The organism is Streptomyces scopuliridis, from assembly GCF_042790125.1.
Lineage (GTDB): Bacteria > Actinomycetota > Actinomycetes > Streptomycetales > Streptomycetaceae > Streptomyces > Streptomyces scopuliridis_A.
On the sequence record NZ_JBHTZS010000009.1, the window covers coordinates 246,593 to 266,897 of the forward strand.

The following is a 20,305-nucleotide window of genomic DNA, read 5'->3' on the forward strand; positions in this document are numbered from 1 at the left end:
CCTTATGCCGACACCGCTCTCCGCACAGCCGATCCGCCGTCTGACCTTGAGCGACCTCAAGTCCTGCGCAGATCTCGCCGAGGACCGCAGCTGGGCACGCGAGGAGCACAAATGGGGCCTGCTGCTCACGGCGAGCACCGCCTACGGCATCGACGACCCTGTAGACAAAGGGCTGGCCGCCGTATGCGTCGTCACCTCGTGCGGCCCCACGGACCGCCCCGAACTCGCCGCCATCGGCATGCTGCTCGTCGCCGGACGGCACAGCCGCCAGGGGCTCGGGCGACGGCTCATGAACCACGCACTGCACGAGACCGGGAACACCCCTCTCACCCTCTACGCCACGCCGTTCGGACGCCCGCTCTACGAAAAGCTCGGCTTCACCGACATCGGCGAAGCCGAGACGCTCCTCGGACACCTCCGGTCACCGGAACACCCACCGCGGATCACCACCCGGCCCGCGGCCGCCGGCGACCTGCCGGCCCTCGTACGCCTGGACACCGAAGTCCTCGGAGCAGACCGCACCCATCTCATCGCGCGGCTTCCCGCCTTCGCCGACCGGCTCAGAGTCGCGGAGGAAGGCTCCACCCTCATCGGATACGCGGCGGCCTGGCCCACACCGGCCGCCGATGTCATCGGCCCGCTGATCGCCCGGGACACAGAGACAGCGAAAGCGCTGATCTCCGCCCTGGCCACAGGCGCGGACCGCCCCGTACGCACCGTCATCGACCTGCGCCACGAAGAACTGCAGAACTGGCTCAAAGACCACGGCCTGAAATCGGTCACCCTCACCACACTCATGGCATACGGCGACCGGGACCTGCCCGGCGACCGGTCCCGGCGGTTCGCACCACTGAGCATGGCGACCGGCTGAGCCTCCCCGTCCGGCCCCGCTGTCACCCTCCGGCGTACTCTGCGGATCATGAGCGATCTGACCATACGGCCCGCCACGCACGACGACATCCCCGCCATCGTGGCGATGCTCGCGGACGACCCCCTGGGCGCCCAGCGCGAGTCCCCCGACGACCTCACCCCGTACACCGAAGCCTACGAACGACTCGCCCGCGACCCGAACCAGCACGTCGTGGTCGCCGAACGCGACGGCCGGGTCATCGGCACACTCCAGCTCACGATCATCCCCGGACTCTCCCGGCGCGGCGCCACCCGCTCCATCATCGAAGCCGTACGCGTCCACGCCGACGAGCGCGGCAGCGGACTCGGCACCCGCTTCATCGAATGGGCGGTCGACGAATCCCGCCGCCAGGGCTGCCAACTGGTCCAGCTGACCTCCGACGCCAGCCGCACCGACGCCCACCGCTTCTACGAGCGACTCGGCTTCACCGCCTCACATGTCGGTTTCAAGATGAGTATCTGAAAACCGCACCCTTATCCGTTTTGGCTCGTTGCCTCCGGCAAGGGGGCCGGACGTGCGTCCGGATCCCGTCCCCCAACTCGAACTGGCCCCACCCGGCCCGGGAGGCGACGGACCACATGCTCAACGAGATAGCTCTGACCGAGTCCAGAGCACTGCGCGCGAGCGTCGCGGAACGCGACGACGTCCTCGACAAGGTCAAACAACTGGCCCTGTCACCGGACGGCCTCCACGCCACCACAAAGGACGTCGCCGCCTACTTCGAAGTCGGCGAAACCGTCATCTGGGCCGTGATCCACGATCACCGGGCCGAACTCACATCCAACGGATACCGCGTCCTCGAAGGCGAGCAACTGACTTGCTTCAAGCAAGTCTGTGGCATCTCGTCCCGCAGCCGCTCCATCGGAGTCTTCTCCCGGCGGGCCGTTCTGAACACCGCCATGCTGCTCCGCGACAGCATCGTCGCACGTCAGGTGCGCACCTACCTGCTCAACGCCGAAGCGAAGCAGCACGCCGCCCCTGTGGATAACCTTTTCCACAGGGTTGCCGAGTGGGTCGACGAGCGCATCACCGAGGGCGTCGCCCGGCACATGGCCACCCGCACCGACACGGACACGGCACGCGCGGATATGACACGCATCGCCGAAGAAGCGGTCCGTACCGCGATCGACCGGACCATCGTCCCGGTTCTCAATATCGCGGTCCGCAACGACGGCGAGCAGCGCGCCCGCATCGATGCGCTCGATGACGAAGTGACCCGCCTCAAGCGCATCCTGCGTGAACGTGAGGCGGCCGGCTCCATGAACGCGCTCGACGCCATGAACCCGCATCAGTTCGAGCAGCACATCGCGTGGCTCTGCCGACGGGACGGCTGCGACCAGGTCACGGTCACCGGCGGACATGGCGACACCGGCGCGGACATCCTGGCCTACGCCCCTGACGGACGCCGCCTGGTCGTCCAGTGCAAGGCACGCACCCCCGCCGCGACCATCACCAGCGGTGACGTACAGCAGTTCATCGGGATGGCCAAACTCGACTACAAGGCCGACATCGCGCTGCTCGTCGCCACCTGCCCCTTCACCCGCGACGCCCTCCTGCTCGCCGCGCGGCACGATATGACGGCGGTCCACCGCGGCCTGCTGGAGGCGTGGAACAACGGGGCAAAGCTCCGCGTGCTCCAGGGGTAGTCCGCATGCGCGTGCAGGCCCGAAGCCGCAATCCACGCTTGCGGCTTCGGAGCCGCGCACGCGCGCGCACGCGCTACCGCCAGCAGGCCGGTGTGACCGGTTTCACGTGAAACATCACCGTCGCTCTACTCCCTCATTTCCCCGAGGCCGCGCCAGCCCTTCGCGTCCACACCCCCGGGGACCGCGTCATCCGGCCCGTACGGTTCACGCGTAAAGACGAACGATCCGAGGTCGAGATGGCTCACCGAGCCGTCAGGGCGACGCACCACCCGCAGGGTCTCCCCCGCGTAGTAGCCATCGAGCCCTCTCCAGTCGCCACCCGGCTGCACCACGAAGCGGGAACCACGTCCGCCGCCTCGCAGCGGGTTCAGTTCCAGGCCCCGGTCCGAGGACCACTTCAGCCCGCAGGGATGCGTACCCCAGTACCACGGCCCGGTGAGCTCCAGCAGTTCCCGGTCGGCCTCGGGCAGCGGACGCCACGGTTCGGGGATCCGCGGCTCCGCGTCCGCCACAATGCCGATGAGATCAGCGGCGATCGCCCCGACATACGGCCCCGAGGTGGCATTGGCCAGCACCACCGCGGCCACATCGTCCTCCACACTGACCCACAGGCCGGCGACAAAGCCGGGCAGCGAACCCGTATGGCCCACCAGCGTCCGGTCCCCCCGCCGGACAAGCTGCGTCCCGAGCCCGTATCCGCCGTTCCACTCCCCGGCCTCCGGCGGCACGGCCGGCGTCCGCAGCTCCCGCACAGACTCCGCGCTCAAGACCTTCTCGTCCCCCTCCGCGAGGAAGACCGCGAAGCGGCAGAGATCGGCGGCCGTCGACCAGAGCTGTCCGGCGGGGGCCATCAGCCCCAGGTCCTCCGCCGGCTCGGGCAGCATCACATCGGCCCAGGGATGCACAGCCCAGCCGCCCGCGTGCGGAGCCACCGGCCGCGCGGACGTACGGTCCATGGACAACGGCTCAAGAACCTCACGCCGCAGCACCTCCTCCCAGGACGCCCCACGCACCGCCTCCACCAGCGAACCGAGCAGCGTGAACCCCGGATTCGAGTAGTGGTGACGCCGCCCCGCAGGGTGCAGCACGGGCCGCTCACCGAGGACATCCGCGAGCTCCGGTCGCAGCGAACCCGGAGTCCGCTCCCACCAAGGCGCCGGAGTCTCCGCGCTCAAACCCGCGCTATGACCGAGAAGCTGAGCGACCGTGACCTCGCCGACCCCGCTGCCCGGAAGATGCTTTTCCAGCGGGTCATTCAGATCAAGCAGCCCCTCATCACGCAGCCGCAGCACCAGCACGGCGGTGAACGTCTTGGTGATCGACCCGATGCGGTACTGCGTATCCGCGTCCGGAGCATGCCCCTCCACACAACTACGCGCTCCCGCCCACACCATCCGCCCCTCCCGCGCCACGGCGCCGACCAGTGACGGAGCACGTCCCTCGGCCTGAGCTCGGGCAATGCGATGCAACAGGGCGCGCCGCGTACTGGGCAGCAACTCTTCAGGAGATGAGGTCATGCTCCACATCTACCGGCGACAAGCCGCCCGGTCGACTTCATTTCGCACCACAGCGTCACCCTGGACAGAAACGGCCGGAATGATCAGAGTGACCGCATGACATCCCTGGTACGCCACATCACCATCGACTGCGCGGACACCTACGCCCTGGGCAGCTTCTGGGCCAAGGTCCTCGGCGCCTCCCTGGCGGACGACGACAAGCCCGGCGACCCGGAAGCACTGCTCGCGTCGGAGGGCGCCACGCTGCTGTTCATCCAGGTGCCCGAGACCAAGACCACCAAGAACAGAGTCCATCTGGATCTCCAGCCCCAGGAGCGCACCCGCGACGAAGAAGTGGACCGCCTTCTCGCCCTCGGCGCCACCCTCGTGGGCGACCACCGACGCCCCGACGGCGCCGGCTGGGTCACCCTCGCCGACCCGGAAGGCAACGAATTCTGTGTGGAACGCAGCGCCGCCGAACGAACATCCTGAGCCAACCACCCTGACCAACCACGACGTTGAGGAGAACTGTGCGCTACCGCGAGCTGGGACGCAGTGGACTGTCGGTGTCCGAGATCGGCTACGGCGCCTGGGGCATCGGCGAGTCCGGCTGGGTGGGCGCCACGGAGGACGAGTCCCTACGCGCACTGCACCGCGCCATCGACCGGGGCGTGAACTTCATCGACACCGCCCGCGGCTACGGCGAGAGCGAGCGGATCGTCGGCCAGGTGATCCGTGAGCGGGCCGGTGACCAGGTGTACGTGGCGACCAAGGTGCCCCCGAAGAACCGCATCTGGCCCGCCCCCGACGGGCTGGACCCCGCGGAGACCTTTCCCGGCGCGCATATCCGCGACAGCCTGGAGACCAGCCTGCGCGTCAGCGGCCTGGACCACTTCGACGTGCTCCAGTTCCACGTCTGGAGCGACGAATGGGTCGGCCGCGGCGACTGGCTGGAGACCATCGCCGAACTGAAGCAGCAAGGGAAGATCCGCCTCTTCGGCGTATCCATCAACGACCACCAGCCCGACAACGCCCTCGCCCTCGTCCGCAGCGGCGTAGTGGACACCGTGCAGGTCATCTACAACATCTTCGACCAGGCCCCCGCCGACACCCTGCTCCCCGCCTGCCAGGAACACGGAGTCGGTGTGATCGTCCGGGTGGCCCTCGACGAAGGGGGCCTGACGGGGCGCGTCACGGCCGGAACCACCTTCCCCGACGGCGACTTCCGCAGCCGCTACTTCCGCGACGACCGCCCCGCCCAGGTCGAGCAGCACGTCAACGCGATCACCACCGAGCTGGGCATCGCCCCCGACCAGATCGCGGAAACCGCACTGCGGTACGTACTCAGCGCACCCGCCGTCTCCACCGTCATCCCCGGCATGCGCACCGTACGCAACGTGGAGCGCAACACCGCCGTGAGCGACGGACACCTGCTGACCGACGACCGGCTCACCCTGCTCGCCAAGCACCGCTGGCAGCGCAACTTCTACGCCTGACCCGCAACCGATCCGGCCCCGATCGTTCGATCGGGGCCGGCCCAGCAGCGCCGACGGCCGCGCTGCGGGTCAGGTCTGGGCCATGTCCACGAAGCGTGAGTAGTGGCCCTGGAACGCCACCGTGATCGTCGCCGTCGGACCATTACGGTGCTTGGCCACGATGAGGTCGGCCTCACCCGCGCGCGGCGACTCCTTCTCGTACGCGTCCTCGCGGTGCAGCAGGATCACCATGTCCGCGTCCTGCTCGATCGAACCCGACTCACGCAGGTCGGAGACCATCGGCTTCTTGTCCGTACGCTGCTCCGGACCACGGTTCAGCTGCGACAGCGCGATAACCGGCAGCTCCAGCTCCTTGGCCAGCAGCTTCAGGTTTCGCGACATGTCCGAGACCTCCTGCTGACGGCTCTCGGCGCGCTTCGAACCCCCCGACTGCATCAGCTGCAGATAGTCGATGATCACCAGCTTCAGCTCATTGCGCTGCTTCAGCCGCCGGCACTTCGCCCGGATCTCCATCATCGAGAGATTCGGCGAGTCATCGATATAGAGCGGAGCCTGCGAGACATCCGGCATACGACGGGCCAGCCGGGTCCAGTCCTCGTCCGTCATCGTGCCCGATCGCATATGGTGCAGCGCCACCCGCGCCTCCGCCGACAGCAGACGCATCGCGATCTCATTGCGCCCCATTTCGAGCGAGAAGATCACACTCGGCAGATTGTTCTTGATCGACGCGGCCCGCGCGAAGTCCAGAGCGAGCGTCGACTTACCCATGGCGGGACGAGCCGCGATGACGATCATCTGGCCCGGGTGCAACCCGTTCGTGAGAGAGTCGAAATCCGTGAAGCCCGTCGGCACACCGGTCATCTCACCGCTGCGCGAACCGATCGCCTCGATCTCGTCGAGCGCGCCCTCCATGATGTCCCCGAGCGGCAGATAGTCCTCACTGGTCCGCTGCTCGGTGACGGCGTAGATCTCGGCCTGGGCGGAGTTGACGATCTCGTCCACATCGCCGTCGGCCGCGTATCCCATCTGCGTGATCTTCGTGCCGGCCTCGACAAGCCGCCGCAGCACCGCCCGCTCATGGACGATCTCCGCGTAGTACGAGGCATTGGCCGCCGTGGGCACCGACTGGACCAGCGTGTGCAGATACGACGGCCCGCCGACACGGGTGATCTCACCCCGCTTGGTCAGCTCGGCCGCGACCGTGATCGGGTCGGCCGGCTCCCCCTTCGCATAGAGGTCGAGGATCGCCTGGAAGACCGTCTCATGCGCGGGGCGGTAGAAATCGTGCCCCTTGATGATCTCCACCACGTCGGCGATGGCGTCCTTCGACAGCAACATGCCGCCGAGAACCGACTGCTCGGCATCGAGATCCTGCGGCGGCACCCGCTCGAACCCGGGAGACCCTCCGTCCCAGGCGCCGCTGTCCTGGCCGCGCTCATGCTGCTCCTCGCGGCCCCGGCCCTCGCCACGGCGCTGCCGGGAGACAGGCAGACGGTCACTGGGACCGGCGTCGGTCCAAGGGTCGTCCAATGGCTCGGGAATGCTCACCGGCCACCTCCTCACGTCCGCTCAGCGGACCTCGCCGTGCCACTCTTTCTACGGCACGACACTGACAAAACGAGAGGCCTGTCTCCGGTTCCGGCGCGTCGGACGCCGGTCCACGGTAGGCCCGCGGGCACCGTCAGCCAATCTGGTTATCCACAGGCCATGTGGACGACCGATCAGATGCTGTGGAGAACCTTGGCGAACCTGTGCACGGACCGGGGGACAGCACTGTGGACAAACTCATAACACCCCCGCCACACCCTTCCTGAGCTGGGCTTTTTCCGTCCACTGGCTGTGGGGGAGAAAAACTTTCCCGACTGGACCAAGATCACAACAAACGGCACACAGCCGATCCCTCACCGAGCGGATCAGTAAGGACTACATGCGCATTGCGTCACTTACCTGTGGAAGATTAGATTGAGCGCATGACAAAGGCTCCCGCGATATCCAGGACCGGTGCCCGACGGCACGATCGCGAGATCATCGCCCTCGCCGTTCCCGCCTTCGGCGCCCTCGTCGCCGAGCCGCTCTTCGTGATGGTGGACAGCGCGATCGTCGGCCATCTCGGCACCCCGCAACTCGCCGGTCTGGCGATCGCGGCGGCCCTGCTGACGACCGCGGTGAGCATCTTCGTCTTTCTCGCCTACGCCACCACGGCGGCCGTGGCCCGGCGCGTGGGCGCGGGCGATCTCCAGGCCGCCATCCGTCAGGGCATGGACGGCATCTGGCTCGCGCTTCTGCTCGGCGCGGTGGTGATCGCCGTCACGCTGCCCGCCGCGCCGTGGCTTGTCGGTCTGTTCGGGGCTTCGGACACCGCCGCCCCGTACGCGGTCACCTATCTGCGGATCTCCAGCTTCGGTATCCCCGCCATGCTGGTGGTGCTGGCCGCCACGGGTGTGCTGCGCGGGCTCCAGGACACCCGGACGCCGCTGTATGTCGCCATCGGCGGGTTCGGTGCCAACGCGGTGCTCAATGTCGTGCTCGTCTACGGGGCCGGTCTGGGGATCGCCGGCTCCGCCTGGGGGACGGTGCTGGCTCAGTGCGCCATGGCGGCCGTCTATCTGGTGGTGGTGGTCCGGGGGGCGCGTCGGCATGGTGCGTCGCTGCGTCCCGACGCGGCGGGGATACGGGCGAGTGCCCAGGCCGGGGTGCCGTTGTTGGTTCGTACGCTGTCGCTGCGCGCGGTTCTGTTGATCGCGACGGCGGTCGCCGCCCGCCTGGGAGACGCGGATGTCGCGGCCCATCAGATCATTCTGTCGTTGTGGAGTCTGATGGCTTTCGCGCTCGATGCGATCGCCATCGCGGGGCAGGCGATCATCGGCCGCTATCTGGGGGCGGGTGACACTCGGGGCGCCCGGGAGGCCTGTCGGCGCATGGTGCAGTGGGGGGTCGCGGTGGGTGTGGTGCTCGGCGTTCTGATCGTGGCGGCGCGTCCGCTGTTCATTCCGCTGTTCACCGGTGATCAGGTGGTGCGGGACACGCTGCTGCCGGCTCTGTTGGTGGTGGCCGTTACGCAGCCGATCTCGGGGATCGTCTTCGTGCTGGACGGTGTGCTGATGGGTGCCGGGGACGGCCCGTATCTGGCGGGAGCGATGCTGGTGACGCTGGCGGTCTTTGCCCCGGTCGCTCTGCTGGTGCCTGCCTGGGGCGGTGGTCTGACGGCTCTGTGGTGGACGATGGGGCTGATGATGGGCGTCCGTTTGCTGACGCTCTGGTTGCGTACCCGGTCGGGTCGCTGGCTGGTCACGGGCGCCACCCGCTGATGGAAGAGCACATGCCATGTTTCACGTGAAACGGGAAACATGGCACTGTTCCAGGCGTTCTCAGGAACGGCGAGAGGGCCGCATCCCTTCGGGGGTGCGGCCCTCTCCCTGTACTGCTGAGCGCTGTTGCTCAGGCGGCGATGACCTCGACGCCGAGCTTCGCGGCGACCTCGGGGTGCAGCCGGACGGACACCTGGTGCGAGCCCAGGGTCTTGATCGGCGAACCGAGCTCGATGCGGCGCTTGTCGACCTCCGGGCCACCGGCGGACTTGATCGCCGAGGCGAGGTCGGCCGGGGTGACGGAGCCGAAGAGGCGGCCGGCGTCGCCGGAGCGAACAGCCAGACGCACCTTCACGCCTTCGAGGCGGGCCTTGATCTCGTTGGCCTGCTCGATGGTGGCGATCTCGTGGATCTTGCGGGCCCGGCGGATCTGCGCCACGTCCTTCTCGCCGCCCTTGGTCCAGCGGATCGCGAAACCGCGCGGGACCAGGTAGTTGCGAGCGTAGCCGTCCTTGACGTCGACGACGTCGCCGGCGGCACCGAGGCCTGAGACCTCGTGGGTGAGGATGATCTTCATGATTCGGTCACCCTTCCCTTATCGCGCGGTGGACGTGTAGGGCAGCAGCGCCATCTCACGGCTGTTCTTGACGGCCGTGGCGACGTCACGCTGGTGCTGCGTGCAGTTGCCGGTGACGCGGCGGGCACGGATCTTGCCACGGTCGGAAATGAACTTCCGCAGCATGTTCGTGTCCTTGTAGTCCACGTACTGGGTCTTGTCCTTGCAGAATGCGCAGACCTTCTTCTTAGGCTTGCGCACAGGCGGCTTCGCCATGGTGTTTCTCCTGTGTGATCAAGAAGTGGGGTACGAGCCCGCCCTAGAAGGGCGGCTCGTCCGAGTAGCCGCCGCCGGAGCTTCCGCCCCAGCCGCCTCCATTGCCCCCGCCGCTCTGCGGCTGCTGCTGGCCGCCGCCGGCCGGCGCGCTGGTGGCCCACGGGTCGTCGGCGGGTGCTCCGCCGCCGCCCTGCTGGCCACCACCACCGGGGCCGCCGCCCCAGTTTCCGCCGCCCTGCTGGCCGCCGCCGTAGCCGCCCTGGCCACCGCGGCCGGTGGTCTTGGTGACCTTGGCCGTGGCGTTCTTGAGGCTGGGGCCGACTTCCTCGACGTCCAGCTCGTAGACCGTGCGCTTGACGCCCTCGCGGTCCTCGTAGGACCGCTGCTTCAGCCGGCCCTGCACGACGACGCGCATGCCGCGCTGGAGCGACTCGGCGACGTTCTCCGCCGCCTGACGCCAGACCGAGCAGGTCAGGAAGAGGCTTTCGCCGTCCTTCCACTCATTGGTCTGGCGGTCGAAGGTGCGGGGAGTGGACGCGACGCGGAACTTCGCGACCGCCGCACCGGACGGGGTGAAGCGCAGCTCGGGGTCGTCGACGAGATTGCCGACGACCGTGATGACGGTCTCGCCTGCCATGGGTGAACCTCTCGGCGGGGATTGCTTCTGGCTGCTTGCTGCTGCTCGGACCCGATGACCTCTGAGCTAGGAGCTCAGTGGGTCTCGGGACGGAGGACCTTGGTCCGGAGGACCGACTCGTTCAGGTTCATCTGTCGGTCGAGCTCCTTGACGACCGCGGGCTCGGCCTGCAGGTCGATGACCGAGTAGATGCCCTCGGGCTTCTTCTTGATCTCGTAAGAGAGACGACGACGGCCCCAGGTGTCGACCTTCTCGACCTTTCCGTTGCCCTCGCGGACGACGGAGAGGAAGTTCTCGATCAGCGGGGAGACAGCGCGCTCCTCGAGATCGGGGTCGAGGATGACCATCACCTCGTAGTGACGCATGTGGAACCCACCTCCTTTGGACTCAGCGGCCACGGTCGTTCCGTGGCAGGAGGGTCGTGATGCGTGAGCAACGGTATCGGCCGCCACTGACAATGCGGCTCGCCGGGCGAGCGGATCGTTCTGGCGTGGGCAGACACCGGTGCAGACCGTACAGACTACTCACAGACCGGCTTCCGGTTGAAATCCGGCCGCCTGCGGACGCAATCTGTACACATCGGGTGTGCGCGGCGCTACGATGCGCCGCCTTCCGGCAAGGCCAGGAGGTGCCAGATGGCACAGGCAATGCGACCGAACTCCGCCACTTCTCTGTTCTCCACGGACGGCAAGCGTCATCCGCTCCAGGACACCCTGGTTGTGGTGACGCTGACGCTGGGCGTTCTCGCCTTCGTCTCGGCTTTCTTCCACAATCTGCATCTGCTCAGTTCGTGGGCGGGGCTGGTGGGGGTCCTGACGGGTGCGTACGGGCAGTTCATCTCCGTGACGACGCGTGAACGGTTCCTGATCATCATCGGGCTCGGTGCCTCGGCGGTCGGGTTCTTCCTCGGAATGGCGCATGGCGGACTGTTCGGTGGGGTCCTCGGATAGCCGGACGCTCCGCCCACAGCCAGACGGGGCGCTCCATCGGCGCAGTAGGCTTCGGCGCGAGAGCCGGAGCCCCTGTATCGATGGGGACACACCTGCCGAGGAGCGCCCCGCATGAGCCTGACCCTGAGGACCATCAGTCGAGAGCAGCATCTGGCGTATATCCAGAGTCTGCCGGCGGCGAGTCATTGCCAGGTCCCGGCGTGGGCTGACGTCAAGACGGAGTGGCGCTCGGAGAATCTGGGCTGGTTCGACAAGAACGGCCAGCTGGTCGGTGCGGGGCTGGTGCTCTACCGTCAGTTGCCGAAGATCAAGCGGTATCTGGCGTATCTGCCCGAGGGGCCGGTGCTGAACTGGTACGCCCCGAATCTGGACGAGTGGCTGCAGCCGATGCTGGCGCATCTGAAGCATCAGGGTGCCTTCTCGGTGAAGATGGGTCCGCCGGTGGTGATCCGCCGGTGGAACGCGGGTGCGATCAAGTCGGGTATCCAGGATCCGGATGTGAAGCGGCTGCGTGATGTCGAGGCGACGCATATTGAGCCGCGTGCGTTCGAGGTGTCCGACCGGCTGCGGAAGATGGGCTGGCAGCAGGGGGAGGACGGCGGCGCGGGCTTCGGTGATGTGCAGCCGCGGTATGTCTTCCAGGTGCCGCTGGCGAACCGGTCGTTGGACGATGTCCTCAAGGGCTTCAACCAGTTGTGGCGGCGCAATATCAAGAAGGCCGAGAAGGCCGGCGTCGATGTGGTGCAGGGCAGCTATGAGGATCTCGGTGAGTGGCAGCGGCTGTACGAGATCACGGCTGAGCGGGATCATTTCCGGCCGCGCCCGTTGTCGTACTTCCAGCGCATGTGGACGGTGCTGAACAACGAGGACCCGAACCGTATGCGGCTGTATTTCGCCCGTCACGAGGGTGAGAATGTCGCGGCGGCGACGATGCTGATCGTCGGTGGTCATGTCTGGTACTCGTACGGTGCGTCGGCCAATCACAAGCGTGAGGTCCGGCCGTCGAACGCGATGCAGTGGCGGATGCTGCGTGACGCGTACGCGATGGGTGCGACGGTCTATGACCTGCGCGGGATCTCGGACTCGCTCGATGAGACCGATCATCTCTTCGGTCTGATCCAGTTCAAGGTGGGTACCGGCGGCGAGGCCGTCGAGTACATCGGTGAGTGGGACTTCCCGCTCAACAAGCTGCTGCACAAGGCGCTTGACATCTATATGTCGCGCCGCTGACCGCGGCTGTTCGTTTCCTCCCCCCTCGTTCATTCATCTCTTCGATCCACGGCAGCCGAGAGAAAGGTTCCGGACCGGCATGGCGCTCTCCCTCTACGTCGACACCGCGCGCTGGCGGGCGCACCAGAAGTCGGTCATCGAGCAGTTTCCCGGGGTGGTCCCGGTCTGCAAGGGCAATGGCTATGGCTTCGGTCATGAGCGTCTCGCTGATGAGACCACGCGTTTCGGTTCCGACATGCTGGCTGTGGGGACCATCTACGAGGCGGCGAGGATCAAGGACTGGTTCAGTGGTGACCTGCTGGTGCTGACGCCGTTCCGGCGGGGTGAGGAGCCGGTGCCGCTGCCCGATCGGGTGGTGCGTTCCGTCTCGTCCGTTGATGGTGTGTTCGCGCTGGTGGGCGCTCGTGTGGTCATCGAGTGCATGAGTTCGATGAAGCGCCATGGCGTGAAGGAGGAGGAGCTCGGCCAGTTGCACGCGGCCATTGAGGATGTGCGGCTGGAGGGTTTCGCCCTGCATCTTCCGCTGGACCGTGCGGACGGTTCCGACGCGGTGGAGGAGGTCATCGCGTGGATGGACCGGCTGCGTGCGGCGCGGCTTCCGTTGCACACGATGTTCGTGAGTCATTTGCGCTCCACGGAGCTGGCCAGGTTGCAGCAGCAGTTCCCGCAGACCCGTTTCCGGGCCCGTATCGGTACGCGGCTGTGGCTGGGTGATCATGAAGCGACCGAGTACCGGGGCTCTGTTCTGGATGTGACCCGTGTCTCCAAGGGGGACCGGTTCGGCTATCGCCAGCAGAAGGTCGCTTCCGATGGCTGGCTGGTGGTGGTCGCCGGGGGGACGTCCCATGGGGTGGGTCTGGAGGCTCCGAAGGCGCTGCACGGGGTGATGCCGCGGGCGAAGGGTGTGGCGCGGGCGGGTCTGGCCACGGTGAACCGCAATCTGTCGCCGTTCGTCTGGGACGGTAAGCAGCGCTGGTTCGCGGAGCCGCCGCATATGCAGGTGTCGATCCTGTTCGTGCCGTCGGACGCGCGGGAGCCGAAGGTCGGGGATGAGCTGGTGGCGCATCTGCGGCATACGACGACGCAGTTCGACCGTCTCGTCGACCGCTGAGCGGGACCTCACACGGGGCGTCGCACGGGCGTCGCACGGAACGCACATCGGAAAGGCCGCAGATCGCTTCAGGGGCGCTCTGCGGCCTTTCGGATGTGTGAGGGGCCCCCTGGAATGGTGCGGGGGCCCGGGGGCCGCTCAGGCGGCTCCTGGCGGCCGTACTCCCCATTCGACCCGGGGCGCCTCCACCGTCTGGGTGAGGTGCTGTGTGGGCCGGGCCGCGCCGCCGAGTACGAATCTGTCCTCCGCGCGGTCCAGTACGCCGCCCGACGGGTCGTCTGAGCCGTCGGTGCGTACGCCGTCCTTCTCGGGCATCAGGATGTCCCGTACGACCAGCGCGCACAGGTAGAGCGTGCCCAGCAGGTGCAGGGCGATGGCGAGCTGGTAGCCCTCGGTGGGCAGTCCTTTGTGGGCGTCGCCGCTTGTCGTGTAGGCGAGGTACATCCAGATGCCGAGGAAGTACATGACCTCGCAGGCCTGCCAGATCAGGAAGTCGCGCCAGCGCGGGCGGGCGAGGGCCGCCAGCGGGACGAGCCACAGGACGTACTGCGGTGAGTAGACCTTGTTGGTGAGGATGAAGGCGGCGACGACGAGGAAGGCGAGCTGGGCGAAGCGCGGCCGGCGCGGGGCTGTCAGGGCGAGCGTCGCGATGCCCGCGCACGCCAGGAGCATCAGCAGCATCGCCCAGTTGTTGACGGTGCCGACGTCCAGGGACTGGCCCGTGCGCTGGGTGATGATCAGCCAGAAGGAGCCGAAGTCGACCTGGCGCTCCTGGCTGAAGGTGTAGAACTTCTTCCATCCTTCGGGTGCGAGCACCATGACCGGCAGGTTCACCGCCAGCCATGCGGCGGCCGTGCCCAGGACCGCCGTTCCGTACTCGCGGAATTTCCCGGCGCGCCAGCACAGCAGGAGCAGGGGTCCCAGGAGCAGTACGGGGTAGAGCTTGGCGGCGGTGGCGAGGCCGATGAGGATGCCGAAGGCCAGGGCGCGGCCGCGTGACCACATCAGCATCGCGGCGGCGGTGAGCGCTACGGCCAGCAGGTCCCAGTTGATGGTGGCGGTGAGTGCGAAGGCGGGCGCGAGGGCGACGAGCAGGGCGTCCCAGGGGCGGCGGCGGTGGGTGCGGGCGACGCAGACCGCGATGACCGCGGCGCAGATCATCAGCATTCCCGCGTTGACCATCCAGTACATCTGCTCGCGGTACTGCAGGGAGCCGCCCGGTGTGAGCCAGGAGGCGACTTCCATGAAGAGGCCGGTCAGTACGGGGTACTCCAGGTACTCCATGTCGCCGTTGAGGCGGTCGAAGTACGGCACGAGGTTGTCGGCGAAGCCGCGCCCCAGGAAGAGGTGCGGGATGTCCGAGTAGCAGGCGTGGGTGTACTGGGAGCTGGCGCCGCGGAACCAGGCCCAGTTGTAGCAGGGCATCTTCTGCGCCATGCCCAGCGCAAACATGCCGATCGCCACGAGTGCGACGACGCGTACGAGGGTGAACCTGCTGCTGCCGAGCCAGGCCCAGCGTCCGACGGGGCCGCCGATCAGCTCGCTGCCGGCCGCGGCGATCTCGTCGCGCCGCGTGGGCGGCACGTCCGGCCGGTCCTGGTCCACGGATGTCTCTTCTGCGCTGGGCATGGCGCCCATCCTGCCGTACGTCGCCCGGAACGCGGCGAGGGCCGCCGCGCCGTGCGCGTACCCGAGTGGGTACGTGCCGGTGCGGCGGCCCTCGTGGCGGGCGCCGTGGGGGCGGTCAGCTCCCGGGCCGGCGGCGGTCAGCCTCCGGGACCTCCGAAGATGCCGCCGTTGTCGGCGCTCTCGCTCGAGGAGGGGGGCGGGTCGCCGCTTTCTCCGCCGGGCCCGCCGTTGCCTCCGTTCCCTCCGTTGCCCCCATTGCCTCCGTTGCCGCCGCCGTTACCGCAGCCGAAGGGCCGGTTGCAGGACTCCGAGGAGGACGGGGACTCGGACGGCGACTCGGACGGCGACTCGCTCGGCGACTCGGACGGCGACTCGCTCGGCGACTCGGACGGCGACTCGCTCGGCGTCGGGGACGGGGACGTGCCGCCGCCGTACCAGGCCGATCCGATGGGCTCGGGCTCGGGGAACTTCACGGCCTCCTGCCCCTTGAGCGCCTCCGCCATGTAGTCGTGCCAGATCTCCGAGGGGAACGAGGCACCGTGGATCTTGTCCTGGCCACCCGTGCCGAACATCTTCAGGAACTCGCGGTTCTTGTTCGTCGCGTCGTCGTCCATCCGGTACATGTCGATGGCGGTGGACAGCTGCGGGGTGTAGCCCACGAACCAGGCCGACTTGTTGCCGTCGGTGGTACCGGTCTTGCCGGCCACCTCGCGCCCCGGGAGCCGGGCGTTCTTACCGGTGCCCTTCTCCACGACGGTCTTCAGTACGTCCGTGACGTTGTCCGCGACGGCCGAGTCGAACGCGTTCTTCACCTTGGTCTCGTGCTCGTAGACGGACTTGCCGCTCTGGAGCACCTTGGTGACGGAGTAGGGGTCGCGCTGCTTGCCGCTGGAGGCGAACGTCCCGTAGGCGCCGGCCATCCGGATGGCACTGGGGTCGGAGATACCGATCGAGAAGGACGGCACGTTCGACTGGGCGAGGGAGTTGTTGAGCAGCCCGGCGCTGATGGCGGCGTCGCGCACCTGGGGAATGCCGACGTCCATGCCCAGCTGGACGAACGGGGAGTTGGCGGATTCCTGCATGGCGTAGCGCAGATCGATGGGCCCGTACGACTTGTCGCCGTCGTTGACCTGCAGCCACTCCTTGTCTTCCTCGTTGGTCCAGATCGAACCGTCGTAGTTCTTGATCTTCAGCTTGTTGTCGCCGTTGTAGATGGTCTTGTCGGGCGAGACGGGTGTGCGGGTGCCGTCGGCCGGGTCGCGTACGCCGTCCTGCATCGCCGCGGCCAGGACGAACGGCTTGAAGGTCGATCCGACCTGCGCGCCGGTCTGGTCGGCGTTGTTGGTGAAGTGCTTCGTGGCGTCCTCGCCACCGTAGATGGCGATGATCTTGCCGGTGCTGGGCTCGACGGAGGCGCCGCCGAACTGGACGTGGGTGTCCGTCTTCGGGCGCTCCTTGGGGTCGATGTTGGCGTCGTAGACCTTCTCGACGGCCGTCTTCAGCTGTTCGACCTTCTTCTTGTTGAAGGTCGTGTGGATCTCGAAGCCGCCCCTGGAGAGATCGTCCGCCGTGATGCCCCTGGTGTTGTTGTTGACGAAGTACGCCTTGGCGAGGTCGACCAGGTAGCCGATCTGTCCGCTCTGCTCGGTGTTCTTCTTGAATCCGTCCGGCATCGGGAACTTGGTGTACTTGGCCCGCTCGGCCGCGTCGAGGTGGCCGTCCTTCACCATCTCGTCGAGGATCCAGCTCCAGCGCTTGGTGGCTCTCTCCGTGTTCGCCGCCGCGGTGGCGTTCGGGTCGATGGAGGTCTGGCCGGCCGGGTCGTAGTACGTCGCGCCCTTGAGGAGCGTGGCCAGGAGCGCGCACTCGCTGGCGTTCAGCTCGGACGCGTCCTTGCCGTAGTAGGTACGGGCGGCGGCCTGGATACCGAAGGCGCCTCGCCCGTAGTAGGAGGTGTTGAGATAGCCCGCCATGATCTCGGGCTTCTCCATTTCGGTGCCGACCTTCATGGAGATGAAGAGTTCTTTGAACTTGCGGCTCAGGGTCTGGCTCTGGTCGCCCAGCCGGGCGTTCTTGACGTACTGCTGGGTGATGGTGGAACCACCCTGGGTGTTGCCGCCCTTGGCCATGTTGACCAGCGCGCGGCCGATACCCATCGGGTCGACGCCCGAGTCGTCCCTGAAGGTCTTGTTCTCGGCGGAGATCACCGCGTTCTGCATCTCATCGGGGATCTTCTCGATCGGGATGATCTGCCGGTTGACCTCGCCGCCGGTGGCGACCATCTGGGTGCCGTCGTCCCAGTAGTAGACGTTGTTCTCGGCCTTCGAGGCGAGATTGGGGTCCGGCACCTGCACCAGGGCGTAGGCGATGGTCCCGGCGACCATGACGGAGCCGACGACGGCGATACCGAGTCCGGTGGTCTGCTTCCAGGACGGCACCCAGCGCCGCCAGCCGTACTTGCCCTGGCGGGGGTAGTCGATCAGCCGCTTCTTGTACGGCTCACCGCGGCCGGATCCGCCACGTCCGGCGGCGGCCGCGGCGTCCGCGCCGCGCCGGCGGCCACCGCGCTGGGCGGCTCGTCTGGCCGCGGCACGGCCACCGTAGGGCGGCTCCTCTCCGTACGAGCCGGAGGGTGAGGCCGAAACGGCTTCTCGGGACGGGGCCGCGCGGCGGCCGGATGGCTGCTGGGCGGCTCGCCTGGCCGCGGCACGACCGCCACCCTGCGGCTGCGGCGGTTTGCGACGGTGCTCGCTCATCGAACGACTACTCCTCGGGCAGGCGCGGACGCCTGGAAGCGGCAGTTGAGTTCCGGTCCCCCCGAAATGAATACGGACCGGTCCGGCATCGGGCTCATCCGGTATGCATCCGGTGAGCCGACAGTCTTGACGCTTACCGGCGTCAGGCGGTTCCCGGTGGTCTGCATGCCGCACAGACTACGCACGGTCAAAACCCCCCGAGAGCTGAAGTTCACCCTAAATCAGGCAAGTTGCTTCCTGAGAATTGGTGATGTGACGCCGTTCACCATGACCCCTCTTGTCGCATCCTCCACTCCGTTCTATCGTCGGGATGTATCGAGTCGATACATCAGTACGGCATAAGAGTCCGGACAGCGAAGGAGGCGACGGGTGAGCAGACGCTCGGGCATCCTTGAGTTCGCTGTCCTCGGTCTGCTCCGCGAGTCCCCCATGCACGGCTACGAGCTGCGAAAACGGCTCAACACCTCGCTGGGGATCTTCCGCGCCTTCAGTTACGGGACGCTCTATCCCTGCCTCAAGACGCTGGTCGCCAACGGCTGGTTGATCGAGGAGCCGGGGAGCGCTCCGGAGGACGCGCTCGCCGCTTCGCTGGCGGGGCGCCGCGCCAAGATCGTCTACCGGCTGACGGCGGCAGGTAAGGAGCACTTCGAGGAGCTGCTGTCCCACACCGGTCCCGACGCCTGGGAGGACGAGCATTTCGCGGCTCGGTTCGCCTTCTTCGGCCAGACGGAGCGGGAGGTGCGGATGCGGGTGCTGGAGGGCCGCCGCAGCAGGCTGGAGGAGCGTCTGGAGAAGATGCGCGCCTCCCTGGCCCGTACCCGCGAGCGCCTCGACGACTACACGCTGGAGCTTCAGCGGCACGGCATGGAGTCCGTGGAGCGCGAGGTGCGCTGGCTGAACGAGCTCATCGAAAGCGAGCGGGCGGGACGGGATCAGAGACGGTCCGGCCCCGGGAGTCCCGCTGAGCAGGAAGACACATCAGGAGAAGCGGACGGCCTGCCCCGGCACAGGGATGCCGCGTCTTCCGGGGGTACGCCCCCGGGACATCCCGGCCCGCCGGATCCGTCCGCGGACACCGCCAAGTGAGGTCCTGCATCTCCGCAGGGTTTCATCACGAACACTGACATCACACAGGGAGCAACCGGAATGGGTTCGGTACGCGTAGCCATCGTCGGCGTGGGCAACTGCGCCGCCTCACTGGTGCAGGGCGTCGAGTACTACAAGGACGCCGACCCGGCGGGCAAGGTACCGGGGCTGATGCATGTCCAGTTCGGCGAGTACCACGTGCGGGACATCGAGTTCGTGGCGGCCTTCGACGTGGACGCGAAGAAGGTCGGCCTCGACCTCGCGGACGCCATCGGCGCCAGCGAGAACAACACCATCAAGATCTGTGACGTGCCGTCCTCGGGCGTCACCGTCCAGCGCGGCCACACCCTCGACGGTCTGGGCAAGTACTACCGCCAGACCATCGAGGAGTCCCCCGAGGCGCCGGCGGACATCGTCCAGACCCTCAAGGACAAGCAGGTCGATGTCCTGGTCTGCTACCTGCCCGTGGGTTCCGACGACGCCGCGAAGTACTACGCGCAGTGCGCCATCGACGCCAAGGTCGCCTTCGTCAACGCCCTCCCGGTCTTCATCGCCGGCACGAAGGAGTGGGCGGACAAGTTCACCGAGGCCGGTGTCCCGATCGTCGGTGACGACATCAAGTCGCAGGTCGGCGCCACGATCACGCACCGCGTCATGGCGAAGCTCTTCGAGGACCGGGGCGTTGTCCTGGACCGCACGATGCAGCTGAACGTCGGCGGCAACATGGACTTCAAGAACATGCTGGAGCGTGAGCGGCTGGAGTCCAAGAAGATCTCGAAGACGCAGGCCGTCACCTCGCAGATCCCCGACCGCGACCTGGGCGCCGACAACGTCCACATCGGCCCGTCGGACTATGTCGCCTGGCTCGACGACCGCAAGTGGGCGTACGTCCGCCTTGAGGGCCGCGCCTTCGGTGACGTCCCGCTGAACCTGGAGTACAAGCTGGAGGTCTGGGACTCCCCGAACTCCGCGGGTGTCATCATCGACGCCGTGCGCGCCGCGAAGATCGCCAAGGACCGCGGTATCGGCGGCCCGATCCTCTCCGCGTCCTCGTACTTCATGAAGTCGCCGCCGGTCCAGTACTTCGACGACCAGGCCCGCGAGAACGTCGAGAAGTTCATCGCCGGCGAGGTCGAGCGCTAGAGCGCGGCCTCCCCGTCATGACGAGAAGGGTCTCCGGGCTGCTGGTTCGGTGACCCTTCTCGTATTGGCGGAGCC

Annotated in this window: 18 protein-coding genes and 1 pseudogene; 11 read left to right on the plus strand and 8 right to left on the minus strand. The window is 67.3% G+C overall.

Annotated features, from left to right (window positions below):
- Positions 1-4 precede the first annotated feature (4 nt).
- From ACFRKB_RS17110 to ACFRKB_RS17120, 3 genes are all read left to right on the plus strand, one after another.
- Complete coding sequence (locus ACFRKB_RS17110) at positions 5-871, plus strand: GNAT family N-acetyltransferase (protein WP_383106636.1); 867 nt, start codon at positions 5-7, stop codon at positions 869-871.
- 48 nt (positions 872-919) lie between these two features.
- Positions 920-1,372 (plus strand): GNAT family N-acetyltransferase, encoded by a 453-nt coding sequence (locus ACFRKB_RS17115; RefSeq protein ID WP_383106637.1) that lies wholly within the window; start codon positions 920-922, stop codon positions 1,370-1,372.
- Between the two features lie 116 nt (positions 1,373-1,488).
- Entirely contained in the window at positions 1,489-2,556 is a 1,068-nt protein-coding gene (locus ACFRKB_RS17120) for a restriction endonuclease (RefSeq protein ID WP_383106638.1), read from the plus strand.
- 125 nt (positions 2,557-2,681) lie between these two features.
- Here the strand turns inward: ACFRKB_RS17120 and ACFRKB_RS17125 are convergent, their stop codons facing one another.
- On the minus strand, positions 2,682-4,073 hold the full coding sequence (locus ACFRKB_RS17125; protein WP_383106640.1) for a serine hydrolase domain-containing protein: 1,392 nt from the start codon (positions 4,071-4,073) through the stop codon (positions 2,682-2,684).
- Between the two features lie 96 nt (positions 4,074-4,169).
- Between ACFRKB_RS17125 and ACFRKB_RS17130 the strand changes: the two are divergent.
- Together ACFRKB_RS17130 and ACFRKB_RS17135 are read left to right on the plus strand one after the other, a co-directional pair.
- Positions 4,170-4,541, plus strand: a pseudogene (locus ACFRKB_RS17130) (VOC family protein); the annotation flags it as partial.
- 41 nt (positions 4,542-4,582) lie between these two features.
- Entirely contained in the window at positions 4,583-5,548 is a 966-nt protein-coding gene (locus ACFRKB_RS17135; protein ID WP_383106641.1) for an aldo/keto reductase, read from the plus strand.
- Positions 5,549-5,617: 69 nt separating this feature from the next.
- Here ACFRKB_RS17135 and dnaB read toward each other — a convergent pair whose 3' ends face one another.
- Positions 5,618-7,096 (minus strand): replicative DNA helicase, encoded by a 1,479-nt coding sequence (gene dnaB, locus ACFRKB_RS17140; protein ID WP_365976782.1) that lies wholly within the window; start codon positions 7,094-7,096, stop codon positions 5,618-5,620.
- A gap of 422 nt (positions 7,097-7,518) precedes the next feature.
- On the opposite strand from dnaB, the gene ACFRKB_RS17145 reads away from it, so the two are divergent.
- A complete protein-coding gene (locus ACFRKB_RS17145) occupies positions 7,519-8,856 on the plus strand; it encodes an MATE family efflux transporter (RefSeq protein WP_383106642.1) in 1,338 nt (445 codons plus the stop codon).
- A gap of 130 nt (positions 8,857-8,986) precedes the next feature.
- Here the strand turns inward: ACFRKB_RS17145 and rplI are convergent, their stop codons facing one another.
- The 4 genes from rplI to rpsF all read right to left on the minus strand — a co-directional run bounded on the left by rplI (position 8,987) and on the right by rpsF (position 10,690).
- Positions 8,987-9,433 carry a 50S ribosomal protein L9 gene (gene rplI / locus ACFRKB_RS17150; protein ID WP_030354350.1) on the minus strand — a complete coding sequence of 149 codons (447 nt, stop codon included), beginning with the start codon at positions 9,431-9,433 and terminating at the stop codon, positions 8,987-8,989.
- A gap of 18 nt (positions 9,434-9,451) precedes the next feature.
- A complete protein-coding gene (gene rpsR / locus ACFRKB_RS17155; RefSeq protein ID WP_003967857.1) occupies positions 9,452-9,688 on the minus strand; it encodes a 30S ribosomal protein S18 in 237 nt (78 codons plus the stop codon).
- A gap of 43 nt (positions 9,689-9,731) precedes the next feature.
- Positions 9,732-10,325, minus strand: a complete 594-nt coding sequence (locus tag ACFRKB_RS17160; protein ID WP_249951482.1) for a single-stranded DNA-binding protein — start codon at positions 10,323-10,325, stop codon at positions 9,732-9,734.
- 74 nt (positions 10,326-10,399) lie between these two features.
- On the minus strand, positions 10,400-10,690 hold the full coding sequence (gene rpsF, locus ACFRKB_RS17165; RefSeq protein ID WP_006604399.1) for a 30S ribosomal protein S6: 291 nt from the start codon (positions 10,688-10,690) through the stop codon (positions 10,400-10,402).
- Positions 10,691-10,960: 270 nt separating this feature from the next.
- On the opposite strand from rpsF, the gene ACFRKB_RS17170 reads away from it, so the two are divergent.
- From ACFRKB_RS17170 to ACFRKB_RS17180, 3 genes are all read left to right on the plus strand, one after another.
- Positions 10,961-11,275 carry a hypothetical protein gene (locus ACFRKB_RS17170; protein ID WP_383106644.1) on the plus strand — a complete coding sequence of 105 codons (315 nt, stop codon included), beginning with the start codon at positions 10,961-10,963 and terminating at the stop codon, positions 11,273-11,275.
- A 111-nt stretch (positions 11,276-11,386) separates the two neighbouring features.
- Positions 11,387-12,505 (plus strand): lipid II:glycine glycyltransferase FemX, encoded by a 1,119-nt coding sequence (locus tag ACFRKB_RS17175; RefSeq protein ID WP_365976780.1) that lies wholly within the window; start codon positions 11,387-11,389, stop codon positions 12,503-12,505.
- 79 nt (positions 12,506-12,584) lie between these two features.
- Positions 12,585-13,616 (plus strand): alanine racemase, encoded by a 1,032-nt coding sequence (locus ACFRKB_RS17180; protein ID WP_383106646.1) that lies wholly within the window; start codon positions 12,585-12,587, stop codon positions 13,614-13,616.
- A 138-nt stretch (positions 13,617-13,754) separates the two neighbouring features.
- Here the strand turns inward: ACFRKB_RS17180 and ACFRKB_RS17185 are convergent, their stop codons facing one another.
- On the minus strand, positions 13,755-15,245 hold the full coding sequence (locus ACFRKB_RS17185) for a glycosyltransferase family 87 protein (protein WP_383106647.1): 1,491 nt from the start codon (positions 15,243-15,245) through the stop codon (positions 13,755-13,757).
- A 137-nt stretch (positions 15,246-15,382) separates the two neighbouring features.
- A complete protein-coding gene (locus tag ACFRKB_RS17190) occupies positions 15,383-18,001 on the minus strand; it encodes a transglycosylase domain-containing protein (RefSeq protein WP_383106648.1) in 2,619 nt (872 codons plus the stop codon).
- A 369-nt stretch (positions 18,002-18,370) separates the two neighbouring features.
- Between ACFRKB_RS17190 and ACFRKB_RS17195 the strand changes: the two genes are divergently transcribed.
- Together ACFRKB_RS17195 and ACFRKB_RS17200 are read left to right on the plus strand one after the other, a co-directional pair.
- Positions 18,371-19,087, plus strand: coding sequence for a PadR family transcriptional regulator (locus tag ACFRKB_RS17195; RefSeq protein WP_383106650.1), 717 nt, complete (start codon positions 18,371-18,373; stop codon positions 19,085-19,087).
- 60 nt (positions 19,088-19,147) lie between these two features.
- Positions 19,148-20,230 carry an inositol-3-phosphate synthase gene (locus ACFRKB_RS17200; protein WP_030354358.1) on the plus strand — a complete coding sequence of 361 codons (1,083 nt, stop codon included), beginning with the start codon at positions 19,148-19,150 and terminating at the stop codon, positions 20,228-20,230.
- The last annotated feature ends 75 nt before the right edge of the window (positions 20,231-20,305 follow it).